Source organism: Micromonospora sp. WMMC250, from assembly GCF_027460215.1.
Taxonomy (GTDB): Bacteria; Actinomycetota; Actinomycetes; order Mycobacteriales; family Micromonosporaceae; genus Micromonospora; species Micromonospora taraxaci.
On record NZ_JAPZBJ010000002.1, the window covers coordinates 5,344,011 to 5,360,120 of the forward strand.

The 16,110-nt window shown below is 71.6% G+C and carries 15 protein-coding genes; 6 read left to right on the top strand and 9 right to left on the bottom strand.

Annotation, left to right across the window (positions count from 1 at the left end; genetic code table 11):
* The first annotated feature begins 35 nt into the window (after nt 1-35).
* Nucleotides 36-701, top strand: coding sequence for a GTP cyclohydrolase I FolE (gene folE / locus O3438_RS24090; RefSeq protein ID WP_145778588.1), 666 nt, complete (start codon nt 36-38; stop codon nt 699-701).
* 82 nt (nt 702-783) lie between these two features.
* Here folE and O3438_RS24095 read toward each other — a convergent pair whose 3' ends face one another.
* Both O3438_RS24095 and O3438_RS24100 read right to left on the bottom strand, forming a co-directional pair.
* Complete coding sequence (locus tag O3438_RS24095) at nt 784-1,503, bottom strand: hypothetical protein (protein WP_442929645.1); 720 nt, start codon at nt 1,501-1,503, stop codon at nt 784-786.
* Nucleotides 1,504-1,531: 28 nt separating this feature from the next.
* On the bottom strand, nt 1,532-4,093 hold the full coding sequence (locus O3438_RS24100) for an FtsK/SpoIIIE domain-containing protein (protein ID WP_269682026.1): 2,562 nt from the start codon (nt 4,091-4,093) through the stop codon (nt 1,532-1,534).
* A 194-nt stretch (nt 4,094-4,287) separates the two neighbouring features.
* On the opposite strand from O3438_RS24100, the gene O3438_RS24105 reads away from it, so the two are divergent.
* Nucleotides 4,288-4,845: a hypothetical protein gene (locus tag O3438_RS24105; protein WP_269683739.1), complete on the top strand. Its 558-nt coding sequence runs from the start codon at nt 4,288-4,290 to the stop codon at nt 4,843-4,845.
* 2 nt (nt 4,846-4,847) lie between these two features.
* On the opposite strand, the gene O3438_RS24110 is transcribed toward O3438_RS24105, so the two are convergent.
* The 7 genes from O3438_RS24110 to O3438_RS24140 form a co-directional block, all read right to left on the bottom strand.
* Nucleotides 4,848-5,447: a hypothetical protein gene (locus tag O3438_RS24110; protein WP_269682027.1), complete on the bottom strand. Its 600-nt coding sequence runs from the start codon at nt 5,445-5,447 to the stop codon at nt 4,848-4,850.
* A 13-nt stretch (nt 5,448-5,460) separates the two neighbouring features.
* Nucleotides 5,461-6,573, bottom strand: coding sequence for a M23 family metallopeptidase (locus O3438_RS24115; protein ID WP_269683740.1), 1,113 nt, complete (start codon nt 6,571-6,573; stop codon nt 5,461-5,463).
* 56 nt (nt 6,574-6,629) lie between these two features.
* A complete protein-coding gene (locus tag O3438_RS24120; protein ID WP_442929646.1) occupies nt 6,630-7,178 on the bottom strand; it encodes a hypothetical protein in 549 nt (182 codons plus the stop codon).
* A gap of 5 nt (nt 7,179-7,183) precedes the next feature.
* Nucleotides 7,184-9,190, bottom strand: coding sequence for an MFS transporter (locus O3438_RS24125; RefSeq protein WP_269682029.1), 2,007 nt, complete (start codon nt 9,188-9,190; stop codon nt 7,184-7,186).
* Nucleotide 9,191: 1 nt separating this feature from the next.
* Nucleotides 9,192-12,623, bottom strand: a complete 3,432-nt coding sequence (locus tag O3438_RS24130) for an ATP-binding protein (protein WP_269682030.1) — start codon at nt 12,621-12,623, stop codon at nt 9,192-9,194.
* Nucleotides 12,624-12,693: 70 nt separating this feature from the next.
* Nucleotides 12,694-13,056, bottom strand: coding sequence for a hypothetical protein (locus O3438_RS24135; protein ID WP_053654782.1), 363 nt, complete (start codon nt 13,054-13,056; stop codon nt 12,694-12,696).
* A gap of 13 nt (nt 13,057-13,069) precedes the next feature.
* Nucleotides 13,070-13,384, bottom strand: coding sequence for a hypothetical protein (locus O3438_RS24140; protein ID WP_030327982.1), 315 nt, complete (start codon nt 13,382-13,384; stop codon nt 13,070-13,072).
* Nucleotides 13,385-13,740: 356 nt separating this feature from the next.
* Between O3438_RS24140 and folP the strand changes: the two genes are divergently transcribed.
* The 4 genes from folP to O3438_RS24160 are packed head-to-tail and all read left to right on the top strand — an operon-like array spanning nt 13,741 to nt 16,088.
* On the top strand, nt 13,741-14,640 hold the full coding sequence (gene folP, locus O3438_RS24145) for a dihydropteroate synthase (RefSeq protein ID WP_269682031.1): 900 nt from the start codon (nt 13,741-13,743) through the stop codon (nt 14,638-14,640).
* The gene (gene folB, locus O3438_RS24150) at nt 14,637-15,005 is read left to right on the top strand and encodes a dihydroneopterin aldolase (protein WP_269682032.1); all 369 of its coding nucleotides are present in this window, start codon (nt 14,637-14,639) and stop codon (nt 15,003-15,005) included. The genes folP and folB overlap by 4 nt, the downstream gene beginning before the upstream one ends.
* Nucleotides 15,002-15,529: a 2-amino-4-hydroxy-6-hydroxymethyldihydropteridine diphosphokinase gene (folK, locus tag O3438_RS24155; protein ID WP_269682033.1), complete on the top strand. Its 528-nt coding sequence runs from the start codon at nt 15,002-15,004 to the stop codon at nt 15,527-15,529. The genes folB and folK overlap by 4 nt, the downstream gene beginning before the upstream one ends.
* A 19-nt stretch (nt 15,530-15,548) precedes the next feature.
* Entirely contained in the window at nt 15,549-16,088 is a 540-nt protein-coding gene (locus tag O3438_RS24160) for a DUF3180 domain-containing protein (RefSeq protein WP_269682034.1), read from the top strand.
* The last annotated feature ends 22 nt before the right edge of the window (nt 16,089-16,110 follow it).

A 16,110-nucleotide genomic window follows, 5' to 3' on the forward strand; every position in this document is an offset into this window, starting at 1 on the left:
GCAACGACCCGACGGCCAGCTCCCCCCACCGGGAGCTGGCCGTCTCCGCGACCGAACCCGACGGCGACGACGAACTGGACTACGTGGCCGCGCGGCTGATCAGCGGCAAGCTGACCGGTCGCCCGGTCGAGGACGCCGTCGACCTGGGCCGGATCGAGAAGGCCGTCCGCGAGATCCTGATCGCCGTCGGTGAGGACCCGGACCGCGACGGGCTCCAACAGACCCCGGCCCGGGTCGCCCGCGCGTACGCCGAACTCTTCGCCGGGCTGCGGGTCGACCCGGCGCAGGTCCTCAGCACCACCTTCGAGGCCAACCACGAAGAGTTGGTGATCGTCCGGGACATCGACGTCATGAGCCTCTGCGAACATCACCTGCTGCCGTTCCGGGGCAGTGCCCACATCGGCTACATCCCCGGCCCGGACGGGCGGATCACCGGCCTGTCCAAGCTGGCCCGGCTGGTCGAGGTCTTCGCCCGTCGACCCCAGGTGCAGGAGCGGCTCACCTCGCAGGTCGCCGACCTGCTGATGAGCAAACTCGAACCACGCGGCGTCGTCGTCGTGCTCGAATGCGAGCACATGTGCATGGCGATGCGCGGCATCCAGAAGTCCGGTGCCAAGACCATCACGTCAGCGGTGCGCGGCATCCTGCAGACGGACTCGAAGTCGCGGGCCGAGGCGATGGCACTGATCATCCCCCGCTGACCCACCGACACACCACGGCCGGCCGACCTCTCCCAGGACGGCCGGCCGATTCCGTTCCTGGCCCAACCGCGCCCCGCGCTGGTCAGCCAGCGAGCACGGCCAGCAGCAGACCGGCCGTTACCAGCACCGCCGGCACCAGACACACCAGCGCACCGAAGCGCACCGTACGGTCCAGCCGCTCAGCCGGGCCGACGCGGAACAACCGCCCGATGCCCACCCAGCCGGCGACGAACGCGACCGCCGGCATCGGCAGCCCACAGATCAGCGCCGCCACGGTGGCCGGCCCGATGCCCGTGGCCGCGTACACCGCGACCTGGATCAACGGCACCAGCAGCGCCAACGGCCCGTACACCAGGAGGTTGCGCGCCCGGACCGACCACGACCCCGGCCGGAACCGGCGGCGCGTGCCCAGCGCCGCGTCCGCCGCCTCGGCCCGACCCCGCGCGGCCCGCAGCGCCGCCAGCACCGCCGCTGGGCCGCCCGCCATCGACCGGGCCGCCTCGGTCAGCTCCGGCGGCGACGGCACCAGGGAGATCGCCGGTACGCCCAGCTCCCGCAGCCGCTCCTGCTGACTCGCCAGCCCGGTACGGACGGCCGTCAGCTCCTCCCGGGCGGCCTCCGCCGACAGGGCCTGCTCACCGGCGGCGGCAGCCGCGCTGCGGCGTACCCCATCCAGCTGACGCGCCGCGGCCAGGTACTCCGCCCAGACCGTGCTCGGCTCGACCGCCGTCGGCGTCACCGGCCCGTCCGCCGGAGCGGCCCGCTGCCGCCCCGGCCCGGTCACCGTCGCGTTCGGACCCACCTCGACACCTCCCGCTCGCGTCACCGCATCAGCCGGTCTCGTCAGCGAACGGCACCAGGACCCGGCCCCGCTCGTCGGGGCCGTCCCACAGCACCGCCCGGTCGGGACGAACCTGCCACTCCACCGGTCGCCCGAAGACGGCGGTGAGCTGCGGGACCGGCACGTCCAGCACGACCACGGCGGCCAGCTTGTCGACCTCGCCCGCCGGCTCGAACAACGCGGCGAACGGCGGCACCGCACGCCACCAGCCCAGCAGGTGCCTCCCGGTCGGGGGCCCGTCCCGCAGCAACGCCCGCAGCCGGTCCACCGGCAACTCCCGGGGCCCGGGCCGGTCCAGGCCGAAGACCACCAGGTACGTCGGCAGTTCGTCGGCCGAATCCGCCAGCAGCGTCGGCAGGTCTACCACCTCGGCCGAATGCCGGGTGGCAAGCTCGGCGGTCAACGCCTCCGCCAGCGCCCGCGAGCCCGGGTCCGGTGCCGCCACCAGAAAACGAGCGGTGCCCGGCGGATGATGGTCGGCGGTGCTCCGGGCGGCCGTCGACAACAGCCCGCCCGCTGCGGCACCCGAACCCAGCACCGCGAGGTTGCGCCCGGCCGCCGGCCCCAACGGCACGGCGACCGTCGAGCGGGCCAGGTCCACCGCACGGCCCAGCAGCGCGGCCGGCCCGTGCGCCTGCCCGGCCAACGCCGCCCGATGCCGCGGATCGTTGCTCAGCAGAGGTCGGGCGTACCCGGCGAAGACCACCGGCGGCACCGACCCGGCCGGGCGGGCCGCCCACAACTCGTGCCGAAGCTCCTCCACCACCTCCGGGTGGTCCTGCGGGTCCGGATAGCGGATCAGGCGTTCGTGACCGCGGATCGCACCCCGGGGCCCGCCGAGCCCGCCGGCGGTGTTGACCACCGCGCTGCCCACCGGCAGACCGGCCGCCGAGTCGTTCGTCGGCTCCAACACCGGGCTGCCGCCGGGCAACGCCACCCGCACCGGAAACTGCCCGAGCACCGAATCCCGGTGACCGGCGTCCGCGCGGGCACTCAACCCCAGCTCACCCGCGCCGGCCAACACCAGGTGTACGCCGAACGCCCGACCGGACCGGGCCAACCCGTCCAACTGGGCCGCCACCTCGGCTGCGAGCCGGTCCCGCTCGGCGAAGAGCAACGGCACGTTCTCCACCACACACACGATCCGAGGCAGTGACTGATGCTGACGCAACTCCGCGAACCGTTGCCCGCCGGCCCGCGCCGCCGCCTCCGCCCGCCTCCGCACCTCGGCCGTCAGCTCGTCGAGCAGGTCCCGCACGTACTCCCGGTCGGCGGCCATCGCGGCAGCCCGCACCTGCGGAATCCACGACCGGTCCCGCTCGGTCTGCAGGAACTCCACGAAGGACTCACCCTCGCCGAGATCCGCCAGGTATAGCGACAGCTCGTCCGGGCCGTACCGGGCGGCCAGGCCCAGCAACGCCGTGGTCAGGAACGCAGCACGACCACCCGCGGAACGGCCACTCACCAGCCAGTGCGGCGTCAACTCGGTGAAGCCCAGCGGCACCGACCGGCCCCCGGCATCGCCGACCGTGGTCGTCATCCCGTCCACGGAATCCGACTCCCACAGACGCTCACCCGTCGGCGGCAGCAGAGCCGCCAACGCCAACCGTGAACCCGCCTCCACCTGCTCGGCCAGCCGCCGACAAACCGCGTCCACCAACTCGGCCGGCGGATCCGACTCCACGAACACCGGCGAGTTCAACCCACCCGGGGGATCCGCGCCCGGCCCGGCGAAGGACGCCCCCGGCGGATCACCAACCAACGCGTACGCGTTGCGCAACGCCACAGCAGTGGTACGCGGCAGCGGCGCCCGGACCGCGTACGGGCCGGCCGGAGGCCAACCGGCCACCACCAGATGCAACCCCGCCACCGGGCCCTGCTCGGCCAGCGCCTCAAGCCGTGCCAGGTCGCTCGGGCCAGTCGACTCCGGCAACGCCGCGACCACCAACAGCAACGTCCGGTCGTGCCGACGCCGCCCACTCGCATTCGGCGTGACCCACTGCTCCGCCTCGGTCAACACCGCGCGCAGGCCCGTCACGTCCACCGCAGGCGGCGGCAACAGGCCAGCATCGGCGAGCGGACCGAACGACGCCAGCACCGAACCAGTGGCATCCACCGCACGAACCAACAACGCACCCGCCGGTGTCGCACCCAACAACCGCAGGAGTACGGCCCGGAGCAACCCCGCCACCCGCGGCTCCCGGGCGTCCGCGTCCACGCTCAGATGACCGGTGCCCACCAACGGCACCAGCGCGGGAAAACGGGCGTCATCCAACGGTGCCGCCGTGCCGACCCGCACGAACAGCGGCGGACCATCACCCGCCGGAGTGTCAGCGGTCAGCGAGTCCAGTGCCGCACCCGACCAACCCGGAGCCAGCCGTGCCGCGACCTCGCGCAGGCGGTCGGCCACCTCGTACTGGCGGCGCTGATCGGCCGGGGCCGGTCGCGTCTCGTCCAGGATCCCGGCAGCGGCGGTCGCGACTGCCGCCGCCCGACGATGCAGAGCTGCGGCGCGGTTCGTACGAGCCTTCGGACCGGCCACCGCGTCCACCCCCTCTGCCCGAGGTTGGCAACCCCTCCCCAGCAGAGACGGTATCCCAGCCGGGTCCGCTCCTCCGGGAGGTGCCTCGGCGGTGCGCCGGGGATGTCGTGGATCTCACCGGTGGGGAGGGGTCCGTCACGATCCGCTGGATCTGAGGCATTGGCTCCGAGGCGTCCAGCCGATAACTTCAGGAGGTGGAATCAGTGCAGCCCCCCGCCGGTTCCCAGGTCTCCCGCGTACCGGCCCAACGGGCACCGTCGGAGCAGCTACCGCCGGCCGCGGCACCACCGGCGCCTCAGCCGCCGCGCCGTCGAATGCGGACCGTGCTCACCGTCGTCGCCGGGGTCCTCGCTGTGCTCTGCATGGCCGGAGCCGTCACGGGCTACGTGCTGTACAACCGGGCGGCAGCCCCCGACCGCAGCGCACCCGACGTGGCTGTTGACAACTACCTACGCGCATTCCTTGTGGACCGCAACGACGCGAGAGCGGACCTCTACACCTGTGAGGGTGGGGCGCAGTTGGAGGCTATCCGGAGCCTGCGGAGCGACCTGCTTGAGCGTGAGCAGCAGCTTGGTGTCACTATCCGTGTCAGTTGGGGCAGCCTGGACGTCAATGGACAGGGCAGCACCAGCTCGGTCGAGACGGTTATTCGGCGTACCGCCACGGTGGATGGCGTGCAGCAGAGCTTGACCGACACGTGGCGATTTGACGTCGAGAAGCAGGATGGCTGGCTGGTCTGCAGCAGCAGCAAGGTTGAATGACCTCACTCGATCCACAACAAGTGGACCGGTACCTCCAGAGTGGTGGGTGACTGGCCGCGCCAGGCCCACCGGTACCACTCCACCTCCGGGGTGATCCGGACGCAGATGTCTCCCTCGGCACCCGAGTAGGTCTCGGTGACTGCCCGCAGGTCCCGATGTTCGAGGCCGCCCTCGACATGCACCACCCGCCGACCGGTCACCGCGTCGGCCTCGAAGACGGGTGTGGGTGACCGGTGTGCTGGTCCGTCCAGCGAGACCAGCCGGATGCCGGTCTCCCGTTCATCCTCCGCCACCGGGCGGCTGCCGACCGTCTCCACCCAGACCCGTTCGACCGGCACCAGCGGAGCGAACACCTCCACCTGGTCGGCTTCGGCCCGGTACCACTCGTGCTCGGGGATGACCGGCACGTAGGTCCGGGCGTTCTGCACCACGCGGTCGTCCGCGCGCAGGTCTCCTCGCCAACCCATCCCCGGCAGCCCTACCAGTACCCGTCTCCCACGTAGCTCCACCCGGTCGGTGGCGGGGACGACAGCCAACGGGCGGGGCGGCCGAGGCGCCCAGTCTGGCTGGTCGGCGAACGGGTCCGGCAACGGTCCGGTCATGCTTGCGGTGGCCTCACTCGGCAGCACGCAGCGGGGCGCCCCGCTCGCGCATGAACGGAACCGGATCGATGGCGCCGGAGCTCTTCCGGTTGTTGCGCTCGTGCACCTCGAAGTGCAGGTGCGGGCCGGAGGAGTTGCCGCTGCTGCCGACCTGCCCGATCACGTCGCCGGCCGAAACTATCTGATGAACCTTGACGCGTGGCTGGACCACCATGTGGCAGTAGCGGGTGATGTAACCGCCAGCGTGCAGCAGGTCGACGAACCAACCGCAGCCGCCCTTGTCCGGGTACCCATCGACGTCACAGTCCCGCCGATTCCTGTTGTCTGGGTCGCATTGAGCGACCAGCACCCGACCGGATGCCGCAGCGCGGATCTCGGTGCCCTTCCCCGCGCCGATGTCCACTCCGTTGTGGCTGGGTCGGCTGGCGGTGCGGAAGCCGGAGCCGACGTCGCCGGGGATCGGCGCGGTCCAACCGGAGGCAGCGATCTCGCCGCGCTCGGCCGCGTCGCACACCGCCTTGCCGTTGATCTCGACGGTGCGGGCCGCGCCTCCGGCCAGCGCGTTCACAAGTTTGCTGGCCAACTCCTCGTGCTTGGCGTACGCGTCCGGATAGGCGCTGACCTGCACCTGCTGTGCCACCACAGTCAGCGGTCGGCGCTGCCAACTGCGGACCTTGACGAGCTTCTCGTAGAACTTCCGAGCTGCGTACGAGGGAGTCAACCGCTCGGCGACCGATCCCCAGCCGGGCCGTTGCTGGAACAGCCCCAGCGAGTCGTGGTCGGCCCCGACGCCCTCGTTCGGCAAGTTGAGGGACTCGGGCTCGGCTCTGTTCGCCAGGTTGCGCAGGGCTGACTCCTGCATCGCGGTTGCCAGGGCGATCACCCAACCCCGCGACGGCACCCCCATGTCCTGACCGACCTTGATGATGATCGCGGCATTGCGAACCTGCGCGTCGCCGTACTCGGCGAACCGCGGCAACTCGCCCACGATGTCCACCGGACGGACCGGTCCGCAACCCCAGCCAGCCAGGTTGTCCCCGTCTTCCGAGTCGCCGCCGAGCCCACTCAGGAAGAACGCCGCGGTCCCGCCGGTGCAGCAGAGCAGAAGCAGCACACCGGTGAGCATCGTGGCGATCACGCCGACCCGGACCGGCCGGCGGATGGCGGAACCCCTGCCGGCGCTCACGGCCGCTCCCAATCCACCACGTCGACGATCCACCCCTTGTCGGACGTGACGAGTTCCAGCCGCAGCCGGCCGTTGTCCAGCGGGAGCAGCAACTCGACGAACGTCTCGGTGCGCTCCCGCATGGTCGGCGGACCGGTGACCTGCTCGGCGGGCACAGTCTCAGGTTCGGCGCCGGCCATCTTCTCAGTCAGGGCAGGCGTGGAGAGCGGCCGGAGGCCGGCCTGCCACTCCTCCGTGGTCATCCCGGGGCGGCCCAGCCACGCCTTGGTGAACCGGTCAGCGGTCTGTTCGGGTGTGCGCCCACCGGGCGACGTCACCGGTGATGGCGGAGCCTCATTGGAGAGCACCCCGTCGTCGCCGGTTGTCGGGTCCACTGTGGTGATCGGCTGGTTCGGGCGGCTGCTCAAACCGTCGGTCGGATCGAGGGGCCCGGAGATCAACCGGGCTGCGCCGAGCACGCCGAAGACGAGTACCGCGATGACCAGCGCCACGCCCAGCCGGGACCGCAACGCCCGGGTGAAGAGGAACTCCAGCGCCCGTCGCATCACCGTCACCGCGCCTCTGAGCGCACCCGAGGTCCGGAACGGTCCGGCGTGCGCTCCGTCGACCCCGGCCGGTAGACGACGAACGACGGGTTCTCGGCCGGCACGTCCGGCTCGGTCCACGTGGCCGGCTGCCGGCGACGTGGCTGGGGGGCGACGGGACGGCCCCGGCGTCCGGTCTCGGTCGCCGGTGCCTCGTCGGGACGTTCCCGGCCGTCGGGACGTCCGCCGTCACGCTGGCCCTCGCTGGGAGCCGACGGCGTCGGTACCGGATCCTCCCGGCGGGCCTCCGGGCGCAGTCGGGTCTGCTCCGCGTCGGGTGACCGTCGACGCCCGCCCACCGGCTCGGCCGTGCCGCCCGGTTCTGCCACATCCAGTCGTGCAGCCGTCCGCATGTCGCGGAAGAACCGGCGGTGCCAGGAGCCGGCCGAACTCACCGCCTCGCTGCTGTCCTTGCCGCCGAGTTGGGTGATCCGTCGGTACGGCCGCAGCAGCAGCCAGCCGACCACCCCGCAGAGCCAGACGAGCACCACCTGAAGCCAACCCGCCAGGGTGGGTGTGCTCATGATCAGATCGACGGCGAACAGGTAGATCGCGGCCCCGGTGCCGAAGATGGCGATGTTGAACACCGCGGCGACCACGGCGTTCGCCAACCGCCGTAGCCCGGCGCTGGCGGGCCGGAGCAGACCCACCGTACCCAGGATCGGTGCCGCGATCACCGCCCACCGGAAGATGAGGAAGCCCAGCAGTACCAGCAACGACGCCGTCAGGTCGAACATCGCGAAGAGCAACGCGGCCAGCACCGCGATGAACCCCGCGCCGACCCGGTCCATGTCCCGCACACCCTGGAGGTATTCGTACGCCTCCGGGTCCTCGGTCTGGATCTGCTGGGCGACCCGTGCCCACTGCTGCTGCTTGGCCTTGATCGTCGCCTCCCGGGTAGCCGGGTTGGCGCGCAGCTTCTCGGCCTCTTCCCAGGAGAGCGCCTTGGCGTCGTACAGGGCCGGGCCATACTTCCGAGCGGTCTCGCTGTCGGCGGAACCGAGCACTCCACGCAACCAGTTGCGGTAGAGCATGGTCTCGGTAGCGGTGTCACTGGCTCGCACGGCGGGGGTGCGGGAGTCCTTACAGCGGTTCGGGTCTGGATCGAGGCACCGTCCCGGGTCCGGCTCCTTCGCCTGGGGGCCGACGGCGTCGTGAACGACTCCGAGACTCGTGACAAGTGCGCCGTCGGCGACATTGGCCGACTTGACCGGCCAGGCGGCGAGGGCCGTGACCGCGACCATCACCAGAAGCGCCCAGCCTGCGGTGGTCATCGCGTTGCTCATGTCCGACTGACGGGACCGCCAGAGCAGATAGAGCCCTACCACGCACAGGGTGATGATGCCGAAGACGCTGAACACCTTCTCGTACACGGCCTTGGTGGCCTGCTCGACCAAGGGGTCAGCCCAGCCCCACATTGAACCGGGGTCCCAGGCGCGCTCTCGGAGTGCGTTGGACGCACCGATGATTGCCGTGGCGGCCATGAACTCACCATTGGCGATCGTGGTGGTGAACTTGTAGTCCGGATGCAGCACGCTGGAAGCGCAGCCACCTTCGATGTCATAGGTGTTGTAGCTGTAGCCACCGTAGCCGTAAAGGCTGTAACGGCCTGCCACTCCATTGGCTGCGTCCTTCGGCGGTGCTGCTGCGAACCAGCCGGCGAGGCCGGAATCCGGCGTGCCCGGGATCGGCGCGTTACGGCACTTGACCTCGTCTTCGCTTACTGTCTGGAGCTTCTGTACGCAGGCTCGGAAGTCGGCCTGCCATTCGGCGGTCGTGCAGAGGTCGGCGCGGGCTTGGGCGACGGGTGGTGCGGCGGCTGCGGCCTGTGCACCGATCAGCGGCCAGGTGAGGGTGGCCCCGGCCAGGACGCCGAGGGCGAGCAGGAACGACGCGATCCTTGCCCGGGCCCCAGGGCCTGTGGCCCGGCCCGCCTCGGCTCGACCGAGGACCTTGACCCAGGCCCTAGCCATGTCACGCCTCCAGATCCGGCAGGGGGATGCTCGGCAGGACTCCGGCCGCCGCGGCGATGGCCGCAGGCGTCGTGTCGAGGTGGTCCAGTAGCCCTTCGACGTACGAGACGTCGACGCGGACCTTCTGCACCCGGCCGTCGACGTCGCGCATCACGAACTCGCGGAAGCCGAGGCGGGAGGCGGAGTTGGTGTCGGCGGCGGAGAGCGAGGCGAGCGTTGCCTCGTAGCCGTCGTTGACCGGCACCCGCAGCAGCCGCAGCGCCTCGGAGGCGATCTCGGCGTCCTCGGCGATGCGGCCGACGAAGACGGTGGAGACGAGGTTCTGCACGTCGAGGCCGAGGATGTCGCGGGGGTTCTGCGAGGCGACCAACGCGGCGAGGTTCCACTTACGGGAGTCGCGGGCGAGTCGGACCAGGAAGGAACGCCCGGACCGCCAGCCCTCCATGAAGTGCGCCTCGTCCAGGCCGACCAGCTTGCGCGACGACATCGAGCCGCCGTAGCAACGCCGAACGGCGAGCCGGTGCGCGGTGTGCAGCATCGGCAGGGCCAGTGCCTCTTCGGCCGACCAGTACTCGCGTTCGATCTTGAGGTCGGGCAACCGTAGCCCGGCCATGGTGATCACGGTGAGTGCGGCGTCGGCGCCGAGCAGCCCTTCCGGGGGGCGGCCGAAGAAGAGCATGGCCAGGGGCATCTCGGCGGTGTCCAACAGGAGGTTGGCCAGCTCCTTGCCGGCGTCGTCGTCGAGGCGCCCGAGGCAGCTCACGACGTCGTCGAGGGTGGATGTCTCCTCGGCGGGAACCTGGCGGACGGCGTGCCGGAACAGGGTGGCGGTGGACGCCTCCCTGGCCACCTGCGGCGGAACGAGCATCATGCAGATGTCCTGGACCAGCATGCGCCGCTCGGCCCGCGCGTTGGAGACCGCGATCTCGAACTCGCGGTCGCCGGCGGCCCCGGTGCCGAACTCGGTGCGCAGCGGCGTCGGAATGAGCGAGTAGGGCGCCAGGGTGCCGTGCTCCGAGCCGGTCAGGTTCAACACCCGGGAGTACGGCCGCAGCTCGGGCATCGAGCAGAGGCGGGCCAGCGGCCCGGACGGGTCGAGCAGGGTCACCTGGACACCCCTGCGGGCGGCCAGGTAACCCAGGGCGCCGAGCAGGGTCGACTTGCCACCACCCGGTTCGGCGACGAAGACCGCGAGCCCGGAGCGCTCCCGGACCTCCATGGGGAAGTGCAGGTCGAGGAACACCGGGCGGCGGCAGGTGCCGGCGGTCCGACCGATCAGGTCACCGCGCCGGTCGCCCACGTTCGATGCGGCCTGGGGGAGCGCGGCGGCGAGCAACGGCACCGGCATACGCCGGACGTACCCGGTGTTGGCGATCGGCTCGCCGGGGATGAACTCGCGGGCCAGCCAGTCCTGGTTCTTCGGGTGTTGCAGCGAGATGCGCAGTTCCCGGGAGTAGAGCTGGATGAGCCGGCGGGCTCGCTCCAGGCATTCCTCCCTCGTGCGGCCGCCGACAGCGATCCGGTGCCAGCCGTGTGCACGGGCCGAGTCGACCGGCAGGCCGGTGGTCATCTCGTCGCCGATCACCAGCGCGCGCTTGGCGAGCCGCTCCAGCTCCGGGGGTGCGTCGATGCCGTGCTCGGCGTAGTCGAGCTGTTGCGAGCGGATCATCCGCAGCCGGTGCTCGAGGTTACGGAAGGAGTCGCCGGAGCCGAGGATGTCGACGCGGGTGGAGATCTCCATCGGCCAGGGCAGCCGCTCGTGGAAATGCAGCCAGGGCTCGTGTCGTTCCGGGATCTCCAGCGGCTCCATCCGGCCGACCGCGAGCACTGCCACGTGCCGCTCCTCGCCGGTCATCCGGTTGACCAGCTTGACCGTCGAGCCGTACGGGGTGCGGTAGCGCTCCACCTGCTCGGTCAGGGCGAGCAGGTCACCGCGTTCCCAGCGTCCGTCGGTCACCGGCGAGAGCGTGCCGGGGGGTGCCATGCACAGCGCCACCGAGCGGTAGAGCAACCATTCCAACTCCTGTGCGGTGACCCGTCGGCCCCGCATGCCGAAGGCACCGAGCACCTCGTCGAACTGTTCGACGGTGCGGCCCAGCTTGCGGCGTTCGCCCTCGGCGGTGCCCCGACCGAAGGTGCGCAGCATGCGTTCGGTGAGGGAGTCGCCGAGGGAGCGGCGGGCGAAGGTGACGCCCAGGTAGGTCTGGCCCTCGGCGTGGTTGACCGCCATCAGGTGCCGTTGGGCGGCGACCAGGTGGTCGGCCCAGCCGGTGGTGCCGGGCACGTCGGCGAGCGGCGCGGCGGTGTGGGCGTCGATGGTGCGTGCCCACTCGTCGGCGGGGAACGGCCTGGTGGTGCGGCGCAGGTGCAGCCGGAAGCCGGCCAGGCCGGCGTACTGCTCGGAGATCGCCGACAGGAGCGCCTCGCGTTCGGCGTCCGGCCGGAATGCCCAGCGGACCTCGGGCAGCCAATACCAGGCGGTGACCGTGTTGGGGGTGAAGGTGAGGTGACCGGCGATCTCGGTGATGGCCAGTTCGACCGAGGGGTCCCGGTCGCCGAACTTGATTTTCGGCGCGCGGATCCTGGTCGGCTTCGTCGGGCGGTCCTGGCGGCCGGCGGCGCGTCCCCGGGGCGAGGCGACCTCTTTGCCCACTCCATTGGGCCGGTCCGCGCCACTGGCGCGGCGTTGGGGTCGCTCCAGGGCTGGCCGGTCCCTCGGGGCGGCGCTGGCCGGATGCTCGACGGGAGCTGTCGGCCGATCTGCCGGAGGGGTGGGAGCCGGAGGTCGCTCCACAGGTGCCGCCGGTCGACCCGACGTGGCCGTCGGCCGGGAGGATGGCGTGCTGTCGGGTGGGCGGGTCGCCGGACCGAGGGCCCTCGGCGCCGGGGCTCCCTCGGCGGACGGGTCGGGTTCGTCGGCCGGCCGGAGCATCGGCAGTCGATCGCCGGCCTGGTGCGGCACCCGCGACTCGTTGCCCGGGTAACCGCCGTGCCGAGGCTCGACGCGCCGGCCGCCGTTGCCGGGCTGGTCGCCGGGGGTCCACGGTGGTTCCAGGTCGAGGGCCGATCGAGCTGGTGCCGGACCGGCCGCAGGCGGTTGCTGCTGCGGGATCGCCACCTGCTCCCGCGTGCTCGGGTCGGCCGAGACGGCTCGTGGGCCGGGCCGGGAGCCACCGAACAGGTCCAGGAAGGGCGAGTCGATGTCGGCGTTCTCGCCGGCGGAGACCGCACTCGGCTCGGCCGGCGGCGTCCGACGAGGGACCGGACGGGGCGCCTGGAACACACCGACCGCGCCGTGGCCGGGCGACGTCACGAGCGCGGGATCGAGCGCGACCTCGTCCTCGTCGTTGGTGTAGTCGAATGACTGCGCACGGTGACCTGCCGGCACGGCCGGGCGGCCGGCCGGGGGACCCGGCGTGGACGAGCGACTCATGCGACCGCCCTACCGACTGTCGACACCCTGCTGCCCGCGTGCTGCGGCGGACCAATCGGCGTGCGCCCGGTCATGCCAGCTCCTCCCGGATCCTGATCCGGCTGCCGACCAGGCGCGGATCGCGCTGCTCGACCGCCGGCTCCCGGGTGCGTCGCCAGTCGGTCAGCGCGGTGCGGATGACCACCCGCGCCGGCCGATCGGGGTCGACGTGCCGGAAGATGAACGACGTGGTCACGATGGCGAGCGCGATCTCCCAGGCTGGGAAGAGCTCGACCGTCAACGTGAACAGCCAGTGGATGAACATGTAGAGGGGGACGAGCAGCATGAAGAGCCCGTACTGGGCGTAGGGCAGGTGGACCGGAAGGGTGTAGCCGGGCGGCCCGAGGTAGACCAGGCGGGCCCGGTAGATGTCGTCGTCGGTGCGCAGCCGCATCTGGTGAACGCGCCTATTCGAAGATCAGGTCGATCAGGTAATCGCCGACGAAGAAGAGCGTTGCCGCGCCGGCGATGAAGGCGAGGCCGACGATGGCGATCGCGGAGCTGGTCAGCACCTTGGAGATCTCTCCCCGGCTGGCACGGCCGATGAAGATGACGCCGAGGACGGCGAGCAGGATCGGCGCGATCTTGCTGGCGAAGAAGGTGACGACACTGTTGGTGTCGATCCCCTTCGGTGCCGGCTCGGCGAGCGGAGCCGACGCCAGGGTGGAGAGCGCGTGGGCGACGCCGGACGACGCCGTCTCCATGAGCTCGAAGGCGATCACTGGAACCTCCCCATAGCGCGGCCGGCGGTGCCGCTGCGGTGCAATAGGCGAACCTGGCGGGAAAAGTGCTCCACAGGGCGCAGCGTTCTTGACCCTGTGTTCGTTACTCACCACAGAGCGTGGCGAGGTTTGGGCGGTTTTCCCCCGCTTCGGCCCTCCCTCCAAGCTTCGCCATCTCGATGCTGGCCAATTCCAAAGCGTACGGGCCGCCCCGGATTGCGACAAGCCGCGAAGGGCCTGCCCGATGCTGCCCGAATGACTGATCGTACACCTGTTCTAACGGGCACGTCAGGGGTGGTGGTGCGAGGCCGACCCGGGTCGGCGGGCACCGCTGCCACGACCGGTACCGTCTAGTCGTGACCGATCTGGTGCGGGCTCCGGGCCCGGTGGTGATGGGCGTCCTCAACGTCACGCCGGACTCCTTCTCCGACGGCAGACGGTACGCCGACCTCGACGCCGCCGTCGGACACGGCGTCCGTCTGCGCGACGCCGGCGCGCACCTGGTGGACATCGGCGGCGAGTCGACCCGTCCGGGTGCCGAGCGGATCGACGCCGCCACCGAGGTCGAGCGGGTGTTGCCGGTCATCCGCGAGCTGACCGCCGCCGGTGTCGTGGTCAGCATCGACACCAGCCGGGCGCGGGTGGCGGAGGCCGCCCTGGCCGCCGGCGCGGTGGTGGTCAACGACGTCTCCGGCGGGCTCGCCGACCCGGACATGGCCCGCGTGGTCCGCGACGCGGACTGTCCCTGGGTGCTGATGCACTGGCGGGGCCACTCCCGTGAGATGCGTGAGCTGGCCACCTACACCGACGTGGTGGCCGATGTGCGGGCCGAGCTGACCCAACGCGTCGACGCGGCGCTGGCCGCCGGGGTGGCCGCCGAACGCCTCGTCGTCGACCCCGGCCTCGGCTTCGCCAAGACGGCCGCGCACAACTGGGAACTCAGCGCCCGACTGCCGGAGCTGCTGGACCTCGGCTACCCGCTGCTCTTCGGCGCCAGCCGCAAGTCGTACCTCGGCGGACTGCTCGCCGCCCCGGACGGCACGCCGCGGCCGACCGCCCAGCGGGAGGCGGCGACGGTGGCGACCAGCGTTCTGGCGGTCGCCGCCGGCGCCTGGGGCGTACGTGTGCACGACGTGCGGGCCACCACCGACGCGCTCGCCGTCTGGGCCGCGACCGGCAGCCCGCGGCTGACCGCCGGGCCCGGCCGGGAACACGTCGTCCAGGCCCGGGAGACCCAGCAGGAGGCACGGCGATGAGCACGGATCGGATTCAGCTGACCGGCCTGCGGGCCCGCGGCCGGCACGGGGTGTACGACTTCGAGCGGGCACAGGGGCAGGACTTCGTCGTCGACGCCGTCCTGGAGATGGACCTCGCACCGGCCGCCACCAGCGATGACGTCATCGACACCGTCCACTACGGGGAGTTGGCCGAACGCCTGGTCGCCGTGGTGACCGGTGAGCCGGTCAACCTGATCGAGACTCTCGCGGACCGGCTCCTCGCCGTCTGCCTCGCCGACGAGCGGGTCGGCACCGCCACGATCACCGTGCACAAACCGGAGGCGCCGGTGCCGCACACGTTCACCGACGTGGCCGTCACCATGACCCGGACGCGGACCCGATGACCAGGGCCGTCTTGTCGCTGGGCAGCAACCTGGGCGACCGTCTGGAGCACCTGCGCACCGCCGTCGCCACGCTCGGCGACGCCGTACTCGTGCTCTCCGGGGTGTACGAGACTCCACCGTGGGGCGACGCCGACCAGCCCGCGTACCTCAACGCGGTGGTGCTGGTGCAGGACGGGAACGCGACCCCGCGCGACTGGCTGGAGCGGGCCCGGGACGCGGAGCGCGCGGCCGGGCGCGTGCGTGACCCGCAGCGGCGGTTCGGCCCGCGCACCCTCGACGTGGACGTGATCGCCGTGTGGGGTGACGACGACGAGCCGGTGCTCAGCGACGACCCGGAGTTGACCCTGCCGCATCCGCGAGCGCACCTGCGCGCGTTCGTGCTGCGACCGTGGATCGACATCCAGCCGTACGGTCGGCTGCCCGGTCACGGCTGGCTGACGGATCTGCTGACCACGGGTGCAGCGGCGGACGAGGCGCTGGAACTGCGTCCGCGACCGGAGTTGGCGTTAGAGTCGACGGCATGACCGAGCGGAGCCGGCCGGCATGACGCAGGCGAAGTCCCCACCACCGGGCGGGTCGGGCCCGGATCGGTCCCGGATGGGCCCCACCCGAATCTCGACTCTCGTCGTAGCCGCCCTGGCCTCGGCGGCGGTTGCCTGGCTGCTGATCAGCAGCCTCTACTACAGCGGCATCCCGCGGCTGCCCTGGCTGCCGGTGGTGACGTTGGCCGGGCTGGCGGTGCTCGAGGCGTACGCCGCGATCAACACCCGGGGCCGGATCGAGCGCAAGCCCGGCCGGGATCCGGTCAACCCGCTGCTGGTCGCCCGTTTCGTGGTGTTGGCCAAGGCGTCGGCACTGGCCGCGGCCATCTTCGCCGGCTTCTACGCGGGGCTCACCGGGTGGCTCTTCGTGGAGACCACCCGCGCCGCCATGGACGATCGTCCGGCGGCGGGCGGGGGCCTGCTCGCCTCGCTGGCTCTGGTCGGTGCCGCGTTGTGGCTGGAGCGCTCCTGCCGGGTGCCGGAGCGTCCGGACGACGACCGCGAGCAGGACCCACGGGACAGCCGCCCCGGCCAGCGCTGAGCAGGGGGTTACGCCCGGCTGC